Raw genomic sequence first — 16,552 nt, 5'->3', positions numbered from 1 at the left:
CTCCAAAATGGTGAAGTAGACAGATACATCGTAAACACGCAAATCGAATAGATACCAACCTGTCTCTATTCGATGATATTACATTCATTGCATAATTTTGTCAAACTCATTATTACCGCCTATTTTATCAAATAAATTGACAACACTTTACCAAATACCGTAAAATGTTAAGGTACAGAACGGTTCCATTAATTCAAAAAGTATACAGAATGACGGTGATTTCATGCCCAGAAAATCAGTGAGGAATCAAATTCTTCAAGTGGCATCGGACTTGTTTTATAGAGAAGGGATTCGGGCAGTCGGAATTGATCGCATTATCCTTGAATCCGGCGTTGCCAAAGCCAGCTTCTATCGTAATTTCGCATCGAAGGATGACTTGGTTGCGGCGTACCTGGATTATCAACAGGACCTGAATGCAAAGGATTTGGAGGAAGTTCAGCTCCAGTTTCCCGATTCAAGCGCCTTGCAATTGCATGCTTTGATCGACACGTTTGTTAAGAAAATGAAGACGCCGGGATATCGCGGATGTCCCTTTGTCAATACCGTCGTCGAATTTCCGGACACTGCCCATGACAATCATCTGAATGCAGTGAAAGGCACGGATGAAAACTGGAAAGCCATTGAGAAGCTAGCTGAACAAGCCGGCGCTGCCCGTCCATCCGAGTTGTCAGAGCTACTGCGTATGCTTTGCAATGGTGCGGTTATGCTTTCATATATACATCCATCCGACTTTAACCCCGATAATTTTTCCAGAGCGGCACATTCGCTCGTTGATTCTCACTTGTTCGGCTGGACTCCCACCAGAAAGGAGGATTAAATTGCGATATCTGTTCGATATTCATCCAAACCACCACTGTATGCGTGGATTTTGCAAAAACGATCCTTTACTGGACAAGCTGGTCGCTCGGATCGGGCACATCCGCATGGAAGGTCAGCAAGATGGTTTTACATACTTGACGAAATCATTGGTCGGGCAGCAGCTTTCGGTCAAAGCCGCTGCAACGATCTTTCACCGGGTAGAACGGATATGCGGAACGATTACGCCGGATAGCGTCATAGCCGCAGATGAGGAGCACTTGCGCTCTGCGGGACTGTCCAGGAACAAGCTCAGCTACATCCGGAATGTCGCTGAGCGGGTAAAGGAAGGCTTGCTTGACTTTCAAACGTTTGGCGGGCTGGAGGATGAGGAAGTTATTCGATTATTAACCTCAGTCAAGGGGATTGGCCGGTGGACTGCGGAGATGTTTCTCATATTCTACTTGGGGAGACAGGATGTTCTATCCTTCGGGGACAGGGGACTTCAACGTGCCGCGGAATGGCTGTATGCTTCGGAAGAGAGCGATGGGACAGCTCCATTGCAGCGCAAGCATCACGAATGGAAGCCTTATCGCTCCATCGTATCCCTCTACTTATGGGAAGCAATCAATATCGGCTTGGTTCAAGCGGGATCCGCGGCAGCCGAAATGCTGCAAGAGCCGTCATCTGAAGCCGATTATTCATAAAATTTACGAAAAAACCGCCTTGGTGAAAAGGCGGTTCGTCAAACCTATACACGCTTCCTTTTCACGATCAATAATCGAGAACCGGACAAGCCGCCTTCCTTTGCCAATCGCAAGATGGAGAAGCACTCATAGTGGCAAATGTAGGAACGGCAGCCGTTCTCATCGCCGGCTGCATCGACGGCCATCCAGGCGGCTATACCCCGACATGATCACGCGAGCACGCTCTGCTATTGCGGCGTCTACTTCAGCCGCGCTTTTTCCTCCAATACTTTCAGGTTAACCTTTTCCTCCGCTTCCCGGAGTGCCGTATTGATATCCGTTTTCCCGGCAGCGATGGCATTGAACGCTTCGTTGAGAATCGGATTCGCGACATAGTCGAACGGCTCCACCACCTTCGTCGCGGCTTGCCCGCCGAAATCCGCTTTCACGTTTTTCCCTTGAGCGGCTGCGACATTCACCCCATACTGCTTCTGAATGTCCGGAACCGTAGACCCGATGACGAGCGCCGCATCCTTAGAGATGGCGGTTTGAACCTCGTCCGAGTAATACAGCGAAATGACCTGGAATGCCGCGTCCTTCACTTTGCTGCCCGAGGTGATCGAAAAGCTGGATCCGAACAAATCCGACACAAGCTTATTATCGAATGTCGGCATCGTCACATAGTCCCAATTGAAATCCGGAAGCGAATTGCGCAGCAGCCATGACGAATTGTTGATCAGCATGGCCGTGTTCCGGTCTTTGGAGAACAGGTCGCGGGCCGCTCCGGTTGCATTATTGCCGGGAATATCGTAGATCGCTTTCCATGTGGACGCCAGCAGCTGCCACCCCTGGGTATGCAGCTGCGCTTTATCGTCCTTGTCGAACACAGGCAATTGAAGCTGCGATTTCAAAAAGCCGTTGCTCGACGGGTTTAATCCGTAATAGTTGACTCCGTTATCGGTACGGGTCAATCGTTTGGCCAGAGCAATCACTTCCTCCCAGCTCATGCCGTCCTTCGGGTAGGGAACGTTAAACTTATTGAAAATATCTTTATTGTACAGCAGCACTTTCACGCTTCGATCGCCGGGCAGCGCGTAAATCTCGCCCTTCGTGCCGTAGGCTTGAATGCTTTTAATTAAGGATGGATCGAGCTTGGTCAGATCGAAATTATATTTCTTAATCAACTCGGTTAAATCATATTGAAGGTTAAGATCAAGGATCGGTCTCAAGTTCCCGTTCGGCAGCACAATATCGGGCACCGTTCCGGCAACGATTTTCTCCTGAAGCGATGGCTTCTGATCCTGGTATTCCAATGTAATGTGCGGCAGCTTGGATTGGAGCACTGGCACCAAATACCTGTCAAACGTTTCTTTATAAGCCGCGGACAATTCCGCTACGACCGTCACCGGACGGTTGTCGGGTGCTTGCCCGCTGGCGGCTTTCGCTGCCTCCTCTTTCTGGGAGCAGCCTGAAGCGGCAACAACCGCCGTAAGCGTTAAACCCAAGATCCTCATTGTATTTCGCATTTGAACTCCCCCATAATGAACATTTGCGTTATCACGCGCGACGGCGGCTTTCCCGATATTATTCATGCTTTCCCTCCTATGTTTCCATGCTGATGAATCCGCTGTTACATCAGACCTCGAGAAAAAAGACACGAGAATGCCAAACGCTCGCATCACTCGTGTCTCCAGTTGTCAGGACGACAAAACTATAATTTAAAAAGGATTTATTTGTTATTTGAACTATACCAGTTAATCTATAAGAAGTACATGTCATTAAGAGGCCAGTTTTTTTTGTCATTTTGCGTTCTTTTGCATTCGCAAATCAGTTGCCGCCGGTTGGCCAAGGCCTTGCCATATGGCAAAGCTGAGCAAACGAGGCGGTATTTCAGATGGACTCCATGGAGCGGAATAACGAATACGGGGAGAGAGGCGACGTGCAGTCGAGCGAGATTCATTATTTTACTCCGACGGCTTTCGAGAGTTGGTTCGCAACAGCGACAAATCGGATAACGATTTGATGAAATCAAGCGTATTCCGGGGTATCATGGGCTGGCTATCCGGATTTATTCACTTTTTCCAAAGCGTTCAAGAAGGTTGTCGGCAAGTCGAAGGAAATCCGCTACACAGGCCGGGAAGATGAAGAAAGGCTGCCGATTTTTGCCGGCAGCCATGGTTGAGCAGATGTTTACTTCAAGTATCTTCCCGTGATTGACGGCTCCGCATGGATGATCTGGGAAGGGATGCCCTCGAACACGACTTGGCCTCCCTTGCTCCCTCCGTCCGGTCCCATATCGATGATCCAATCGGCTTGGCTGATCACGTCAAGGTTGTGCTCGATGACGATGACCGTATTACCGGCATCCACGAGACGGTTCATCATCCCCGTCAGCTGACCGATATCCGACATATGCAAGCCGGTCGTCGGCTCGTCCATCACGTAGATGCTGCCTTTCTTATGCAGCTCGCTTGCCAGCTTGATGCGCTGGCATTCCCCGCCCGAGAGCGTGCTGAGCGGCTGGCCCAGCGTAATATAGTTCAGCCCCACATCGCTCATCGCCTGAAGCTTGCGCACAACCTCTTTGAGCTGGAAAAATTCCAATGCCTGCTCCACCGTCATCTCCAGCACATCTGCAATGGATTTACCGTTCAGCTCGTATGCGAGCACCTCTTCCTTGAACCGCCGGCCTCCGCATACGTCGCAAGGCAGCTTTACGCTGTCGAGGAATGCAAGATCCGTATATACGACGCCCAGCCCCTGGCAGTTCTCGCAAGCTCCTTTGGAATTGAAGCTGAACAAGCCCGGGCTCACCTTGTTCGCGGAAGCAAACGCCTTGCGCACCTCATCCATGATACCTGTGTAGGTCGCGGGATTCGAGCGTGTTGACACGCCGACCGCCGATTGGTCGATGACAATCGCATCCGGATGCTGGCTAAGGAACACTTCGTTGATCAGCGTGCTCTTGCCCGAGCCGGCGACACCTGTCACCACCGTCAGTACGCCGGTTGGAATATCTACGCTTACGTCCCGCAGGTTGTGCAGGGTGGCGTTGCTGATGGACAGCTTGCCGGACGGCTGCCTGCAATCCTGCTTCAACTGGAGCGGCCGCTTCATATGGGCGCCCGTCAGCGTACCTGATTCCAGCAGACCTTGGAAGCTTCCTTCATATACAATGGCCCCGCCGCGGCTGCCGGCGTAAGGCCCGACGTCGACGATATGATCCGCCACCTTAATTACATCGGGATCATGCTCGACGACAATGACGGTATTGCCTTTGTCGCGCAGCTTCTGAAGCAATTCATTTAACCGGTGAACATCGCGAGGATGCAGCCCGACGCTGGGCTCATCGAAGATGTAAGTCACATCCACCAGACTGCCGCTCAGGTGCTTCACCATCTTGACGCGCTGCGACTCGCCCCCGGACAATGTATCCGTCTCGCGATCCAGCGTCAGGTAGTCCAAGCCGATATCCACGAGATGCTGCAGCCGCTCCGTCAACGACTTCACGATCGGCCTGGCGACCGCGTCGTCAATCTCCCGAATAACGCGGATCAGCCCCCCGACCTCCATGGAGGACATCTCCGCAATGTTGAGTCCATTGACCCTGCAGCTGAGCGCGGCCTGACTGAGTCTCGCGCCGCGGCAGCTAATGCAGGGACCCTCGGAGATGTACGGCGCAACGGCTCGCTGTGTGCGCTCGGATTTCGTCTTCACATCCTGCTTGATGTACTTGTTGGTGAACTTCTCGATAACGCCCTCTACGGTAATGTTCATTGTCTTGCCGGCGAAATCCATCTCCACTTTCCTCGCCTTGGCATACAGCAGCTGCTCCAGCTCCTCATTCGAATAGTCGCTTAACTTCTTATCGGGATCGAAAGACCCTGACTGTACGACCATATTCCATTCCCAGCCGCTTACCGAATAGTCCGGCAGCATGATGGCTCCTTCATTGAGCGACTTGGACATGTCCACCGCCTTGCTCATGTCGACGCCCAGCTTGCGGCCAATCCCGTTGCATTCGGGACACATGCCTTGCGGATCGTTAAATGAGAACACATGCGCTTGTCCCACATAAGGCTGGCCTACTCGGGAGAAGAGAAGCCGCAGAATGGGAGAAATATCGGTAATCGTACCCATCGTGGAATGGGAACCGCCGCCCAGCCGCTTCTGATCCACAATCACGGCCATGCTCAGGTTCTCGATCGCATCTGTATCCGGCTGCGGCACGCGGGGCAGGAACGTGCGCACGAACATGCTGAAGTTCTCATTCAGCAGCCGTGTGGATTCTGCGGCGATCGTATCGAAGACGATCGATGACTTGCCGGACCCGGAAACGCCGGTGAAGATCGTAATTTTGCGCTTGGGAATGCGCAGGGATACGTTCTTGAGATTGTTTTCCCTCGCGCCCGAGATGACGATAAACTCCTGATTGGAATCCTTCATAACACAACATCCTTTCAATCATTAATCTCTGCTTCTATTGACATTGTAGGATCATCCATATTTTAACATAACCTATGAAATGACTTCCGTCAAAAAAGACAAAGAAGCTGTCCTTCCGTCATCTAATGACTTGGGGACAGCCCTTCGATACTCTTATCAGCTTGGCGCTATAATTCCGGGATGCATCAGGATACAATTATTACTTCTTGAGCGACTCGATCGCCTTGTTGATTTTCTCGTCCGTTTGCCGCACAATCGTGTTTACGTCGACGCTGCTGTCCTTCGCCACCTGATTGCCGCCTGCAACCAGCTCTTTAAAAGCAGCGTCATCGTAAGGCGTGGCGATGGTTTGCGGCGCCGAAACCATGTTAAAGATAGCCGCCTTATTCTTGCCTTGTAAAGATTTCAAGTCCTCTCCGAACAGTTTGTTATATTTCGGATCCTTGAGCGCGGTTCGCCGTCCCTGTTTGCTCAGTATGGATTGTACCTCATCCTCAACCAACAGCTTAAGTACCTGGAACGCCTCTGTCTGGTGCTTGCTTTTGGAAGAAGTCATCAAGTAAAAGACGCCTCCGCCGAATGCATTTTTCGGCGCTTGCTGGAATGCGGGCAACGTAACCATATCCCAGTTTAAGGGCTGTCCTTCGTTTTGCATTTGTTCGAACTCACCTATTCTCGCGCTAAGACCGGCAAGCATGGCCAAGCTTCGACTTTTCTGGAAGGCAGGGATGCGCTGCGGATTTTCCAGCCAGTTGCCCGGAATTTGCCCGATGCCGCGGTACGTTTCGAATACCGTCTTCCAGCTATCCGTTTGCAGAGCAGACCTCAGCGTCTTCGGATCGACCGTGGATAGTGCGAGCTGTTCCCCAAGCCGGTTGATGTTTCCGTCGATCGCGAGTCCCTGGTACTGCACCCCATCGTCCAGGCGGGTGAGCGGTTTGGCCAGCTCAATGGCTTGCTCCCAGCTCATTCCGTCTTTCGGGTACGGAACGGCGAATCGGTCGAATATGTCCTTATTGTAATACAACGCGGAAAAGTTAAACGCCAGCGGTAACGCAAGCAGCTTGCCGCTATCCGATAACTGCTTGACGATCTCGACCCCTGCGGGCTCGAACGCTGCCAGATCGACGTTATTTTGTTTGATGAGCGGTGTTAAATCCTGCGCAGCTTGTAGCTCCACGATTTTCGCCGCGGTTACCGGTCCCGCATAAATAATGTCCGGCAATTGATCAATCGCGATGAGCTGGGCTAATTTTTCCGGGCTATCCTCGCGAACAAGCGTCAGCGTAATATTCGGATATTTCTTCTTGACGGGATCGGCTACCCATTGCTTGAACTCGTCATCCGTCATCTTCGCCGAAGTTTGCAAGAAAGATAACGTTATCGGTTCCGATGATACCCCTTTCGCTTCTTCCGGTTTCACTCCGTTCTTCGCAGGAGCGCAACCTCCCGCAAGTAATAGCGATGCGCTTGTCACAATAATGCCGAATCTCCTAGCTGTTTTCAATGGATGTTCCTCCCCTTGTTGTATGCAACTGTCCCATGAGCGTTGCCGGTCTTAACGCCTACGCACGCAAAAAAGAGACACCTCTACCATGAGCAAATAGCTCAAAATAAAGGTGTCTCCGGCGGTCCGGTAGACACGTCAATTCCTATCGGTTTTCTATGAATTAATGGTATTAATATAGCATTCCCTTCGTTTGCCGTCAATACCGATCTGAAGGCTGATCTGAAGACTGCGAAATGCTGGGTTGAAGACAAAATAAAAAAGGAAACAACGGTTTATGCTCCGCTGTCTCCGTATCGTTGGTCGGCGATTTCGCCATGTGCCGTTCCGGTATCCAAGCTCTATCCTTCGGTTTGTGAGCCGACGGCGGCCGTGGGGCTCAGCGCAACGATCTGTCCGCTAACGATCGAGTCCTGGGCAGCCAGACTCAACTTCACCGCCCATAATCCGTCTTCGCCGCTTACGTCAGGCTGGCGGCCCTCTGCGATGCGCTGCGTAAAGTGCTCCAGCTGATACTCCAGCTCGAATAATTCACCCGGCATCTTGTTGATTTCGATTTCCCGATGCATTTGCCCGTCGAAGTAAACAAGCTGGTATTCCGGGTTGCGAATCCGGTCGGAAGCGCCGAGCCACTTCGCCTGGAGCACCCCGCTTGTGCCGATGAACTCACCGGTCAAGTTATGTCCGTACGCGGCCAGCGTCTGGTTCACGGTTGCGAACCCGCCCTTGGAGAAGGAGATGCTCGTGTTAATATTTTCGAATAAACCGCGGTTTTCGTCCGCCGGCTGGCGCGAATTGCCGAGCGCGTATACGCTCATCGGCTCTTCCTGGCCGCCGAAGTACCATTTGACAAGATCATAAAAGTGAACGGGCTCCTCCAAGATCCAGTTGCCTACGCGGCTCGCATCCTTCCGCCAGCCGTCCGCGCCGTTCCGGTAAGGAAAGCGGGACAAATGAATCGAAGCCGTCTTTAACGCGCCGATCTGGCCTTCGCCGATCATTTGTTTGACGGTTCCCCATAGAGGGGAATAGCGAAGCTCGAAGCCAATCTGGATCGTTAATCCTCTACGGCTTGCTTCACGGTTCAGCTCTTCGCACGCTTCCACCGTCAACGCCATCGGCTTTTCCAGCAAAATATGCTTACCCGCTTGCAGCGCCCGAAGCGCCACCTCATGATGAAGATGATTGGGGACGACGATGTCGACCACATCGATATCGTCCCGCATCAGCAGCTGCGTGTAATCCGTATACACATCGGCTTGATGCTGGCTCCGCGCCTTCTGCGCTGTCTCCTGCGACGATGCTGCGATCGCGATGAGCTCCGCGGAAGCGGTCGCTTCGATCGCTTTCGCATGAAAGCTTCCCCACGCTCCGTACCCGATTAATCCGTATCTAATACTCATTCCGGCACCCCGTTTCGTTGAGTTCGATAGTAGACTGACTGCTTGTTGTGGCATGTTGGAAATGCATACAGGAACCCTCGCCGAGTCAAGGACGTGGCAGGCCGAGATGCTCGCGGAGCGTTCGTCCCGTATACTCCGTTCGGAACAATCCTCTCCGCTGCAGCTCGGGAACGACCAGACGAATGAATTGCTCCATACTGTCAGGAACGATCGGGAACATCAGATTAAACCCGTCGCATGCCCCTCCGGTGAACCATTCCTCCATGAAATCGGCGACTTGCTCCGGAGAACCGACGGCTTTCCGGTGCATCCGGCTGCCGGCATAGAAGCGTCCGAGCTCACGCAGCGTCAGCCGTTCCGTTTGAAGCATCTTGGAGACCAGCTGCAGGCGGCTTTGCATACCGGTCACGGTCTGCAGTTCGGGCAGCGGCTCGTCGAGCGGATGCACCGATAGATCGTAGTTGATTTGATCCGATAACAGCGCTAAGCCGGCCAGCGGGTCGACAAGTTCGGACAACGAGGCTTCGATCTTGCGCGCTTCCGCTTCCGACTCGGCGACGATCGGCATCACGCCCGGCATAATCTTCACCTGTTCCGGCGAACGCCCCTTCGCCGCCGCCCGCCGCTTCATGTCGGCGTAGAACGACTGCGCGGACTGGAGGGTCGGCTGCGCCGTGAAGATCACTTCCGCGAACCGGGCGGCAAAATCTCTACCGGCTTCCGAGGACCCGGCTTGAATAATGACAGGGCGCCCTTGCGGCGAACGCGGCACGTCGAGCGGACCGCGAACCTGAAAGTAGTTCCCCTGGTAATGTGCATAGTGAATTTTGGCGGCATCGGCAAACACGCCCCCTGCCTTATCGAGAAGAAGCGCTCCGTCTTCCCAGCTGTCCCATAGCCCGGTGACCGCCTCGATGAACTCTTGCGCCCGCTCGTACCGGGCCTCATGATCCAGCAATCGATCCCGGCTGAAATTGCGGGCTTCGTTATCGCTGGTCGACGTGACTACATTCCAGCCGGCGCGTCCCCCGCTCAAATGATCGATGGTGGCGAATTGCCTGGCCGTCAGAAACGGTTCCGTGAAGCTGGTGGAGGAAGTCGCAGCGATGCCGATCCGCTCGGTGATTGCGGCAATCGCCGTAATTAACGTAACCGGGTCCAGCTTCGCCGAAGAGGAGGAAATCGAGCGAACGGTCGCATCAAAACGGTTGCCGTACACATCCGGTATGCCATAACGATCCGACAAAAACACCATGTCCAGCTTCCCCTGCTCCGCCAGGCCTGCCAATTGCTTGTAATAGCTGAGATCGAGAAAGCGGCCGGCCTGCGTGGAAGGATGGCGCCAAGCGCTGGCATAATGGCCGGAAACGTCGAGAAAGACCCCCAGATGGATGATGCGCTGTGCCGTGGAAGAACTCATCGGATAAACCTCCTGAAAGAAATGTTCGGTTACATGCAGCGTATTCCCGTCGTTACGCGAGGAATTAAAAGGATCTTATCAACTCATCCATAACACCGTCAATGTCATAATGTGTGCGCCTTTATTTGTCATTTTGTGTACTCACTTTATAGCAAAGTCTTCTTGCCATTGGCTTATGGATATCATAAACTGAGAAAAAAAGGAGGTTGCCGTTATATGCAGGAAGAATCGATCGAATATGCGGAGCGCCACTTTTTCACGCCGACCTCGATAGAAAAGAGCGGCCCGATCTGGCCCGTACGGCTCGGCCGGAACACGGCCAAGCCGAACTACCACACCGGTCCGCGAGTTACGTCCTACTACAGCTTGCATTTCATTATGCAAGGCGAAGGCACCTATGTGCAGTCGAACGAGCGGTATACGCTAGGTCAAGGCGACGCCTTCTGCTTGTTCCCGAACGTAGCGCACGAATACTATACCTCCAAAGAAAATCTGCTCCAGATGGCGTGGATTGCGTTTGACGGCAAACGAGCCGCCCACCTATTGGACCGTATCGGCCTCACCTCCGCTTCGCCTTATCGCTCGTCTGTTCTGCGACCCGAGGTGACCCTGCTGCTCGAGGCTTTCTTTGACCTTGTGAACGACCCGGAGCACGCACATAGCGATCTGGGAAGGCTCGGCATGCTGTATCGCCTGTTTGACTCGCTGTCGCTGGCCGGCGGCCGGCAGTTCGGAACCGGGCATGAGCCGGCCGTCACGTGGCTGCAAAAAGGGCTGGATTATTTGGAAACGCATTACACGGAAGACATTACGATCGAGGAAGCAGCCTCGTTCGTCGGCGTAGACCGGGGCTACTTCAGCAAAAAATTTCAGGAAGCGTACGGCCTCCCCCCCGTCAAATACTTGCAAAAGCTGAAGCTGGACAAAGCCAAGCATATGCTGGAGCAGACCGACTATAAGCTTACCGAAATCGCGTTATCGGTCGGCTATCCGGATTTATTTTCCTTCTCCAAAGCGTTCAAGAAACATTATGGCATGTCCCCGAATGCGTATCGGCTCCGCTCGCCATAAGAAAAGCTGATGATCGAAAAAAAACAAATCCGCACCTCCGCTCATTCGTCGCGTCAACGCAAGCATGCCAAATAGGAGATGCCTCCTTCAAATTTGAAGGAAGCCATCTCCGGCCGGCGATCCGGCTGAATTTTCTACAATCCGAATTGATCTCTCAAATAATCGCGGCTTATGGAGGCGCTGAGCAGCGGCTCGCGCTTCGTATCATCCTGCTCGACGGTCCACCACGGAAGCTGCAGCGCGGAAGCTTGCTTCAAGATGGGGAGCAGTGGAACTTCCCCTTCGCCCAGCTCCTTCCATTGATCGCCAAGCGTATCCTTCACATGAATATATCGAATCGATTCGGCGTAGCGGTCGATAAATGCCGTTACGTTCTGCCCTGCGCGATGAACCCAGGCAAGGTCGGCAGCCAGCTTCACCTTGTAGGTGCCGGTTAACCGGTCAAAGAAATCGGTACCCTCGTTAAATTCCGCGGCATGATTGTGATAACAGAAGGTCACTCCGTATTCATCGCAAAGCTCGGATATTTTCGCGGCAAGCTCGAACCATGGTTCCGGCTCTTTCTCGCTTCCCATACTGACGAGCAAATAACGGGTCTGGACGCGATTCATCTGTTCAAGCAGCCTGCGCAGCGTTTCCTCCACATCCTCCCGGTCGAACCCCTTTAGCCCTGCGTGCAGCGCAACGAGGGAGAACTCCGGATGGCGCCGCAAATAGTCCGCAATGCCTTGTTCTTGCTCCTGCAGCAGCGTGAATCGCGTCTCTACGCCGGCATAGCCTGCCTGCCTGATTTCATCGAATACTTCCGTGTAATGGGATGCGACCCGTTCCAAGCCCCATAATCTCGCCTGAACGGCAATGCTGGGTGTCGACATCGGCGAATCTCCTCTTCCTCTGTGTTTATATGTAGTTCTCCAAATGCCTTTTCGCATGGAGAAGGCCTCTTTCCACCAACTCATCCGTACCCGACCACACCGGATCTTCATGTTCAATGCTAAGAACGCCGGTGTAGCCGATCTCCTGCAGCGCCGTAGTCAATTTGCCCCAATCGACATCCCCTTGCCCCGGGATCCGGTGCCTCCACCAGCGGCAGGTCAGCATCCCTTCTTCCCGCAGGACATGGGGCAGCACTTCGGTATCTTTGGCCTGCGCGATGAAAATCCGATCCGCAAAATCTTTTAACGCCTTCACATAGTCGATCCCCTGCCATACGAGATGCGAAGGATCGAAATTCAGCCCGAGCGATGCGGAAGGAATTCTGGCGAACAGCTCGCGCCAAATGATCGGCGAAACGGCGATATTGTATACGGGCGGCCAAAATTCATACATCGGACAATTCTCGAAGGCAAGCTTCACCCCGCTGCGCTCGGCCAGCTCCACGATCGGCGGGAATATCTTCGCATAAAGCTCGATATTCTCCTCCAGCGTTTTGCCTGGATCGCGTCCGGTAAAGGTCGATACGACGGGGGCGCCGATCCGCTTCGCCGCTTGCAGTAAAACTTCGATGCTGCGCACCGCTCGTTCCCGCTCCAACGGGTCCGTAGAAAGAAACGGAAGGGCGCCGAACATGATACCAGTCACCGGGATTCCATAACGATCCTGCGCTCGCAGAAGCTCGGAGTCGCCTTTGCCCTGCGCGATCTCCTGCCAATTCACATGCTTATAGCGGGTCCCTCCGTGGAGCTCGATCCCGGCAAAGCCGTTTTGCCTGGCCCATGCGAACGTCCGGTCGATATCCCATTGAAGCACGCACGTGTGGTAAAAGCCGATGTTCATCTGGAAGTCTCCTTGCAAAACGCCTTGAAATCGATGACTTCGCCTGTTTCAATCGATTGGAAAATCGCCAGCGTCAGCAGCAAAATATCATTTCCTTCCCGGAAAGCTGCAGCCGGCTCGCCCTGCCTCTCGAGCGCCTGCACGAACCGATCGAACTGTTCCTTGTGCAAGGATTTGTAGGTTACGAGCGGCAGCTCCTCCACGCCGTCCTCAATATATAAATTCAGTTTGGATGGATTGTTGTTGAAGCCGCCGGTGATCCCGCCTTTGGGGCCGAACAGACGGTCTTCGCGGGCTTTCATCCTGAACTTGGGCGGCATTCCCCAAGTCACTGTAAATACGCCTACATCGCCGGATTCGTACTCCACCGTCACGACGGCCGAATCGATCGCCAGCTCCTGGATATGCGCAAGCTCGGGACGTTCCTTGGCGAGCACTTTCCCGCGCGCATAGACCGATTTGGGCGTAGACTGGAACACCGTTTGCCACATGATAAAGTAATGGCAGCCCAGATCCATCAGCGGGCCCATATTGCCGTTGGCGTCATGCATGATGCGCTTGGGACGAATTTCCGCCACCGAATCGCACTCGAAGAAGACAGGTCTGCCCAGCGTTCCAGCCTGTACGAGCTCCTTGGCTTTATGCACGCCTTGCGAGAGGTTCCGCTGAAAGCCGAGACCAAATCGTACGCCGGCCTTGCGAACCGCCGCTTCCATGGCGGCCGATTCTTCCGGATTTCGCGCGAGCGGCTTCTCGCTGAAAATATGCTTACCCGCTTCCGCCGCGAAAATCGTGACAGGCGCGTGGAAGGCCAGCGGAAGACAGATCGATACAATCTCCACATTCGGCTCGGCAATCGCCTCTTTGTAATCCTGATAAACAGTCGGGACACCGCACTCCTGCGCCAGTGCGGAGGCGCGGGACGCGTCGATGTCCGTGATGGAGACGACTTCATGACCGGCCGCCTGCCAACCCTTCACATGCTGCTTTCCCATGTCTCCCGAGCCGATAACGGCTACTTTCCAAGATTTTGGCATTACTGCACCTCCAAAGTAATAATTTCGGCCCAAAGCCCTTTTACATATGTCACGCTTGCCTGCAAATCGGCCAGGCTCGCTTCCTTGCACTCATAACCGACAGGACCTTGGTAATCGATCGAATGCAAAGCTTGCAGAACCGGACGGAAATCGATCTCGCCCGCTCCCGGGAGCTTCCTTTCCGTATCGGACGCATGAACGATTGCGATCGCGCGATCCAGCGTCTTGATCTGCCCGGGGATATCCTGACCCTCGACGTGCATGTGGTACGTGTCCACCATCGTCTTCACATTGGGGCGGTTCACGGCTTCCGTAATGGTGAGCGCATGAAGCGGATTGTACAGAAATTGGCTCTCGTTGCGGTTCAGCGGCTCCATGACGAGCGTTACCGGTATATCCTTAGCCCAATCGCCCAGTTCCTCCAGCATCGTAATCAGAATCCATTCGGCCACCTCCTCGCGAAGCGCCGGCTTGCCGAAGCGGGGCACAAAGATGAGCTGCTGCGCACCGATTTCGGCTGTCGTCTCGATGCGTTCCTTGAACAAGTCAAGCGAGCGGGCGCGCTCATGCGCCGTTTGATCGATCAAGGAAGTGCCCGCTTTGCCAAGCTGCCCGTATACGGACGACGCAACCAGCCCGGTATCCCGCAGCGCTTGCCTTGCTTCCGCCAGCCGATCTTTCAGCGTCCCTCCCATAAAGTCGATGCCGTCGAATCCGGCCTCTTTCACCACGGCACATGCTTCGGTAACATGAGCCGCCCGGATCATATTCTCCTTGCAAGTTAACAGCATTCCGATCTCCTCCACGGATACATTATAGTAAGACCGTCAACATGGCTTTCCACGCTCAAGCTTCCGTTATGTCCCGTTGATGGCGACAAGCAAAACTTATTAAAACACTCGGATTTAGTATTTATCATAATAGCGACTGACCGTCTCGTCTATGTCATTTTGTGTGAAGTATGATTTGTCAATTTGCGTGATGTGAAACGCCTCCCGGTCTGGTGCGATCGGCCCCAATCCCCTCCCCTTTATAGGCAAAAAAAAGAAACGCAGTCCCCCCTTAAGGAGCTAACGTTTCTGTGTGTCCAGTCAACGATATTCATTCCGTTGTAAATCCCCTAACATATACAGAGGAATGCTGCGTCTCCGGAGTTGTACATTATTGGATTTAATCCGATAATAAACCATACTAAGTCCAGATAGGAATGTCATTATGTCGGGGTGCGCTTTTCATTTTGTCGTATTTGTTAGATTTTCGAGCCGGCGATAGCCGCGCAGCAAAATAATCGGCCTAAGAGCGGCTTATGATTCGCCGCCCATCTCCATTTTCCCCATATCGCCACCCGGCATCGCAACTACCATGGAACCGGCGTCCTCCCCTTTGTCATCGAGTGAAGTAAGCTCTACAGGCGTTCCAAATTGCGGCAGCGCGTAAGGCAGATGCGTTCGTCCCCGCGACAGGACATGACGCTCGTTCCCGCCGCCCCATGGCACCCAGGAGCGCGCATTGCAGTAGTGGCACACATACGCGCGTCGGAACCGGTCGTCCGTCTCATTCTTGTAAGAACGGTGCAGCAGATGGGAGTGGAAGAACAGGACATCCCCCGGGTCCAGTTCGACCGGGACGGCATCTCCGTATTTGGCGGCTACCTCGGAAAGTTTGTTCACCTCATCGTCCATGTTGCTGGCCGCGCTCGCGGCGAATAAGCCGTCGATTTGCTTTTGACCGGCATGCATATACGTTTTTCTTGGCTCCACGGGCGGGTAGATCGGTTCGGTATGAGAACCGGGCGCCACCCACAGGCAGCCATTCTCCGTGTCCGCCCGATCCAGCGCAATCCAGGCGCCGATGAGCGAATCCGGCTGCGTCTGAATGTAGAACGAATCCTGATGCCAGCCCTGCCCCCCTCTGCGAGGAGGATTAAAGAACAGCATCGATTGCAGCGCCAGCACATCCGGCCCGATCAATGCTTCAAGCACATCGAGCATGCCAGGATGCAGAAGTCCCCACTCGGCGGTTTCATCATGCTGGTGCGGCATATGCAATCGCGCCGACATTAAGCGGTTCGCTTGCTTCTGATCCTCCGACATCCAGGCGGGCGAAGGCGACAGATGGTCCAATTGAACGTTCCGGCCGGTGTAAATATCGTCGATCCACTGCTGAAGCCGCAAGGTATCTTCTTTGGATAGCATGCCTTTTACTACAAGGTACCCGTTTTTTTGATAACTTACATAATCATCGACAGAGACTTTGAATCTCTCTCTGGCTTCGGCTGCATGGGTCATGTTCATAGCTCCTCGTATCGTATTTCTTGAAGGTTTATAAAACTTTTTCTACCTTCATTTTGCCTTGAACGAGGCGTATCGACAATGAACGTAAGCAACCGAATGATGGACAAATTTGATATG

13 protein-coding genes are annotated in these 16,552 nt (G+C 53.5%); 3 read left to right on the top strand and 10 right to left on the bottom strand.

The features are described from left to right. Positions 1 to 223 precede the first annotated feature (223 nt). On the top strand, positions 224 to 817 hold the full coding sequence (locus KXG62_RS05225; protein WP_281426639.1) for a TetR/AcrR family transcriptional regulator: 594 nt from the start codon (positions 224 to 226) through the stop codon (positions 815 to 817). A gap of 1 nt (position 818) precedes the next feature. Continuing rightward, positions 819 to 1,502 carry a DNA-3-methyladenine glycosylase family protein gene (locus tag KXG62_RS05220; RefSeq protein ID WP_218090872.1) on the top strand — a complete coding sequence of 228 codons (684 nt, stop codon included), beginning with the start codon at positions 819 to 821 and terminating at the stop codon, positions 1,500 to 1,502. 239 nt (positions 1,503 to 1,741) lie between these two features. On the opposite strand, the gene KXG62_RS05215 is transcribed toward KXG62_RS05220, so the two are convergent. The 5 genes from KXG62_RS05215 to KXG62_RS05195 all read right to left on the bottom strand — a co-directional run bounded on the left by KXG62_RS05215 (position 1,742) and on the right by KXG62_RS05195 (position 10,257). Continuing rightward, a complete protein-coding gene (locus KXG62_RS05215; protein WP_218090871.1) occupies positions 1,742 to 3,007 on the bottom strand; it encodes an ABC transporter substrate-binding protein in 1,266 nt (421 codons plus the stop codon). 664 nt (positions 3,008 to 3,671) lie between these two features. After that, positions 3,672 to 5,927, bottom strand: a complete 2,256-nt coding sequence (locus KXG62_RS05210) for an ATP-binding cassette domain-containing protein (RefSeq protein WP_218090870.1) — start codon at positions 5,925 to 5,927, stop codon at positions 3,672 to 3,674. 199 nt (positions 5,928 to 6,126) lie between these two features. After that, positions 6,127 to 7,434 (bottom strand): ABC transporter substrate-binding protein, encoded by a 1,308-nt coding sequence (locus KXG62_RS05205; protein WP_218090869.1) that lies wholly within the window; start codon positions 7,432 to 7,434, stop codon positions 6,127 to 6,129. A gap of 341 nt (positions 7,435 to 7,775) precedes the next feature. Continuing rightward, positions 7,776 to 8,837 (bottom strand): Gfo/Idh/MocA family protein, encoded by a 1,062-nt coding sequence (locus KXG62_RS05200; protein WP_218090868.1) that lies wholly within the window; start codon positions 8,835 to 8,837, stop codon positions 7,776 to 7,778. Positions 8,838 to 8,922: 85 nt separating this feature from the next. Continuing rightward, the gene (locus KXG62_RS05195) at positions 8,923 to 10,257 is read right to left on the bottom strand and encodes an LLM class flavin-dependent oxidoreductase (RefSeq protein ID WP_218090867.1); all 1,335 of its coding nucleotides are present in this window, start codon (positions 10,255 to 10,257) and stop codon (positions 8,923 to 8,925) included. A gap of 216 nt (positions 10,258 to 10,473) precedes the next feature. Between KXG62_RS05195 and KXG62_RS05190 the strand changes: the two genes are divergently transcribed. Beyond that, positions 10,474 to 11,328: an AraC family transcriptional regulator gene (locus KXG62_RS05190; protein ID WP_218090866.1), complete on the top strand. Its 855-nt coding sequence runs from the start codon at positions 10,474 to 10,476 to the stop codon at positions 11,326 to 11,328. Between the two features lie 134 nt (positions 11,329 to 11,462). Here the strand turns inward: KXG62_RS05190 and KXG62_RS05185 are convergent, their stop codons facing one another. The 5 genes from KXG62_RS05185 to KXG62_RS05165 form a co-directional block, all read right to left on the bottom strand. Beyond that, entirely contained in the window at positions 11,463 to 12,203 is a 741-nt protein-coding gene (locus tag KXG62_RS05185) for a sugar phosphate isomerase/epimerase family protein (protein ID WP_218090865.1), read from the bottom strand. A gap of 25 nt (positions 12,204 to 12,228) precedes the next feature. After that, on the bottom strand, positions 12,229 to 13,104 hold the full coding sequence (locus KXG62_RS05180; RefSeq protein ID WP_218090864.1) for a sugar phosphate isomerase/epimerase family protein: 876 nt from the start codon (positions 13,102 to 13,104) through the stop codon (positions 12,229 to 12,231). Beyond that, a complete protein-coding gene (locus tag KXG62_RS05175) occupies positions 13,101 to 14,141 on the bottom strand; it encodes a Gfo/Idh/MocA family protein (protein ID WP_218090863.1) in 1,041 nt (346 codons plus the stop codon). The genes KXG62_RS05180 and KXG62_RS05175 overlap by 4 nt, the downstream gene beginning before the upstream one ends. Further along, a complete protein-coding gene (locus KXG62_RS05170) occupies positions 14,141 to 14,932 on the bottom strand; it encodes a sugar phosphate isomerase/epimerase family protein (RefSeq protein WP_218090862.1) in 792 nt (263 codons plus the stop codon). The genes KXG62_RS05175 and KXG62_RS05170 overlap by 1 nt, the downstream gene beginning before the upstream one ends. Before the next feature lie 513 nt (positions 14,933 to 15,445). Continuing rightward, on the bottom strand, positions 15,446 to 16,429 hold the full coding sequence (locus KXG62_RS05165; RefSeq protein WP_218090861.1) for a phytanoyl-CoA dioxygenase family protein: 984 nt from the start codon (positions 16,427 to 16,429) through the stop codon (positions 15,446 to 15,448). Between the last annotated feature and the right edge of the window lie 123 nt (positions 16,430 to 16,552).

The sequence above is a fragment of the Paenibacillus solanacearum genome (assembly GCF_910593845.1).
Classification (GTDB): Bacteria; Bacillota; Bacilli; order Paenibacillales; family NBRC-103111; genus Paenibacillus_G; species Paenibacillus_G solanacearum.
The sequence above is the reverse complement of the archived record's forward strand: the minus strand, read 5'-3'. Positions and strand labels throughout refer to the sequence as shown.

Excerpts from the sequence above, each read along its gene's own strand:
- KXG62_RS05225 (WP_281426639.1), top strand. The coding sequence starts at position 224 with ATGCCCAGAAAATCAGTGAGGAATCAAATTCTTCAAGTGGCATCGGAC.
- KXG62_RS05215 (WP_218090871.1), bottom strand. The coding sequence starts at position 3,007 with ATGCGAAATACAATGAGGATCTTGGGTTTAACGCTTACGGCGGTTGTT.
- KXG62_RS05210 (WP_218090870.1), bottom strand. The coding sequence starts at position 5,927 with ATGAAGGATTCCAATCAGGAGTTTATCGTCATCTCGGGCGCGAGGGAA.
- KXG62_RS05200 (WP_218090868.1), bottom strand. The coding sequence starts at position 8,837 with ATGAGTATTAGATACGGATTAATCGGGTACGGAGCGTGGGGAAGCTTT.
- KXG62_RS05195 (WP_218090867.1), bottom strand. The coding sequence starts at position 10,257 with ATGAGTTCTTCCACGGCACAGCGCATCATCCATCTGGGGGTCTTTCTC.
- KXG62_RS05190 (WP_218090866.1), top strand. The coding sequence starts at position 10,474 with ATGCAGGAAGAATCGATCGAATATGCGGAGCGCCACTTTTTCACGCCG.
- KXG62_RS05185 (WP_218090865.1), bottom strand. The coding sequence starts at position 12,203 with ATGTCGACACCCAGCATTGCCGTTCAGGCGAGATTATGGGGCTTGGAA.
- KXG62_RS05180 (WP_218090864.1), bottom strand. The coding sequence starts at position 13,104 with ATGAACATCGGCTTTTACCACACGTGCGTGCTTCAATGGGATATCGAC.
- KXG62_RS05175 (WP_218090863.1), bottom strand. The coding sequence starts at position 14,141 with ATGCCAAAATCTTGGAAAGTAGCCGTTATCGGCTCGGGAGACATGGGA.
- KXG62_RS05170 (WP_218090862.1), bottom strand. The coding sequence starts at position 14,932 with ATGCTGTTAACTTGCAAGGAGAATATGATCCGGGCGGCTCATGTTACC.
- KXG62_RS05165 (WP_218090861.1), bottom strand. The coding sequence starts at position 16,429 with ATGACCCATGCAGCCGAAGCCAGAGAGAGATTCAAAGTCTCTGTCGAT.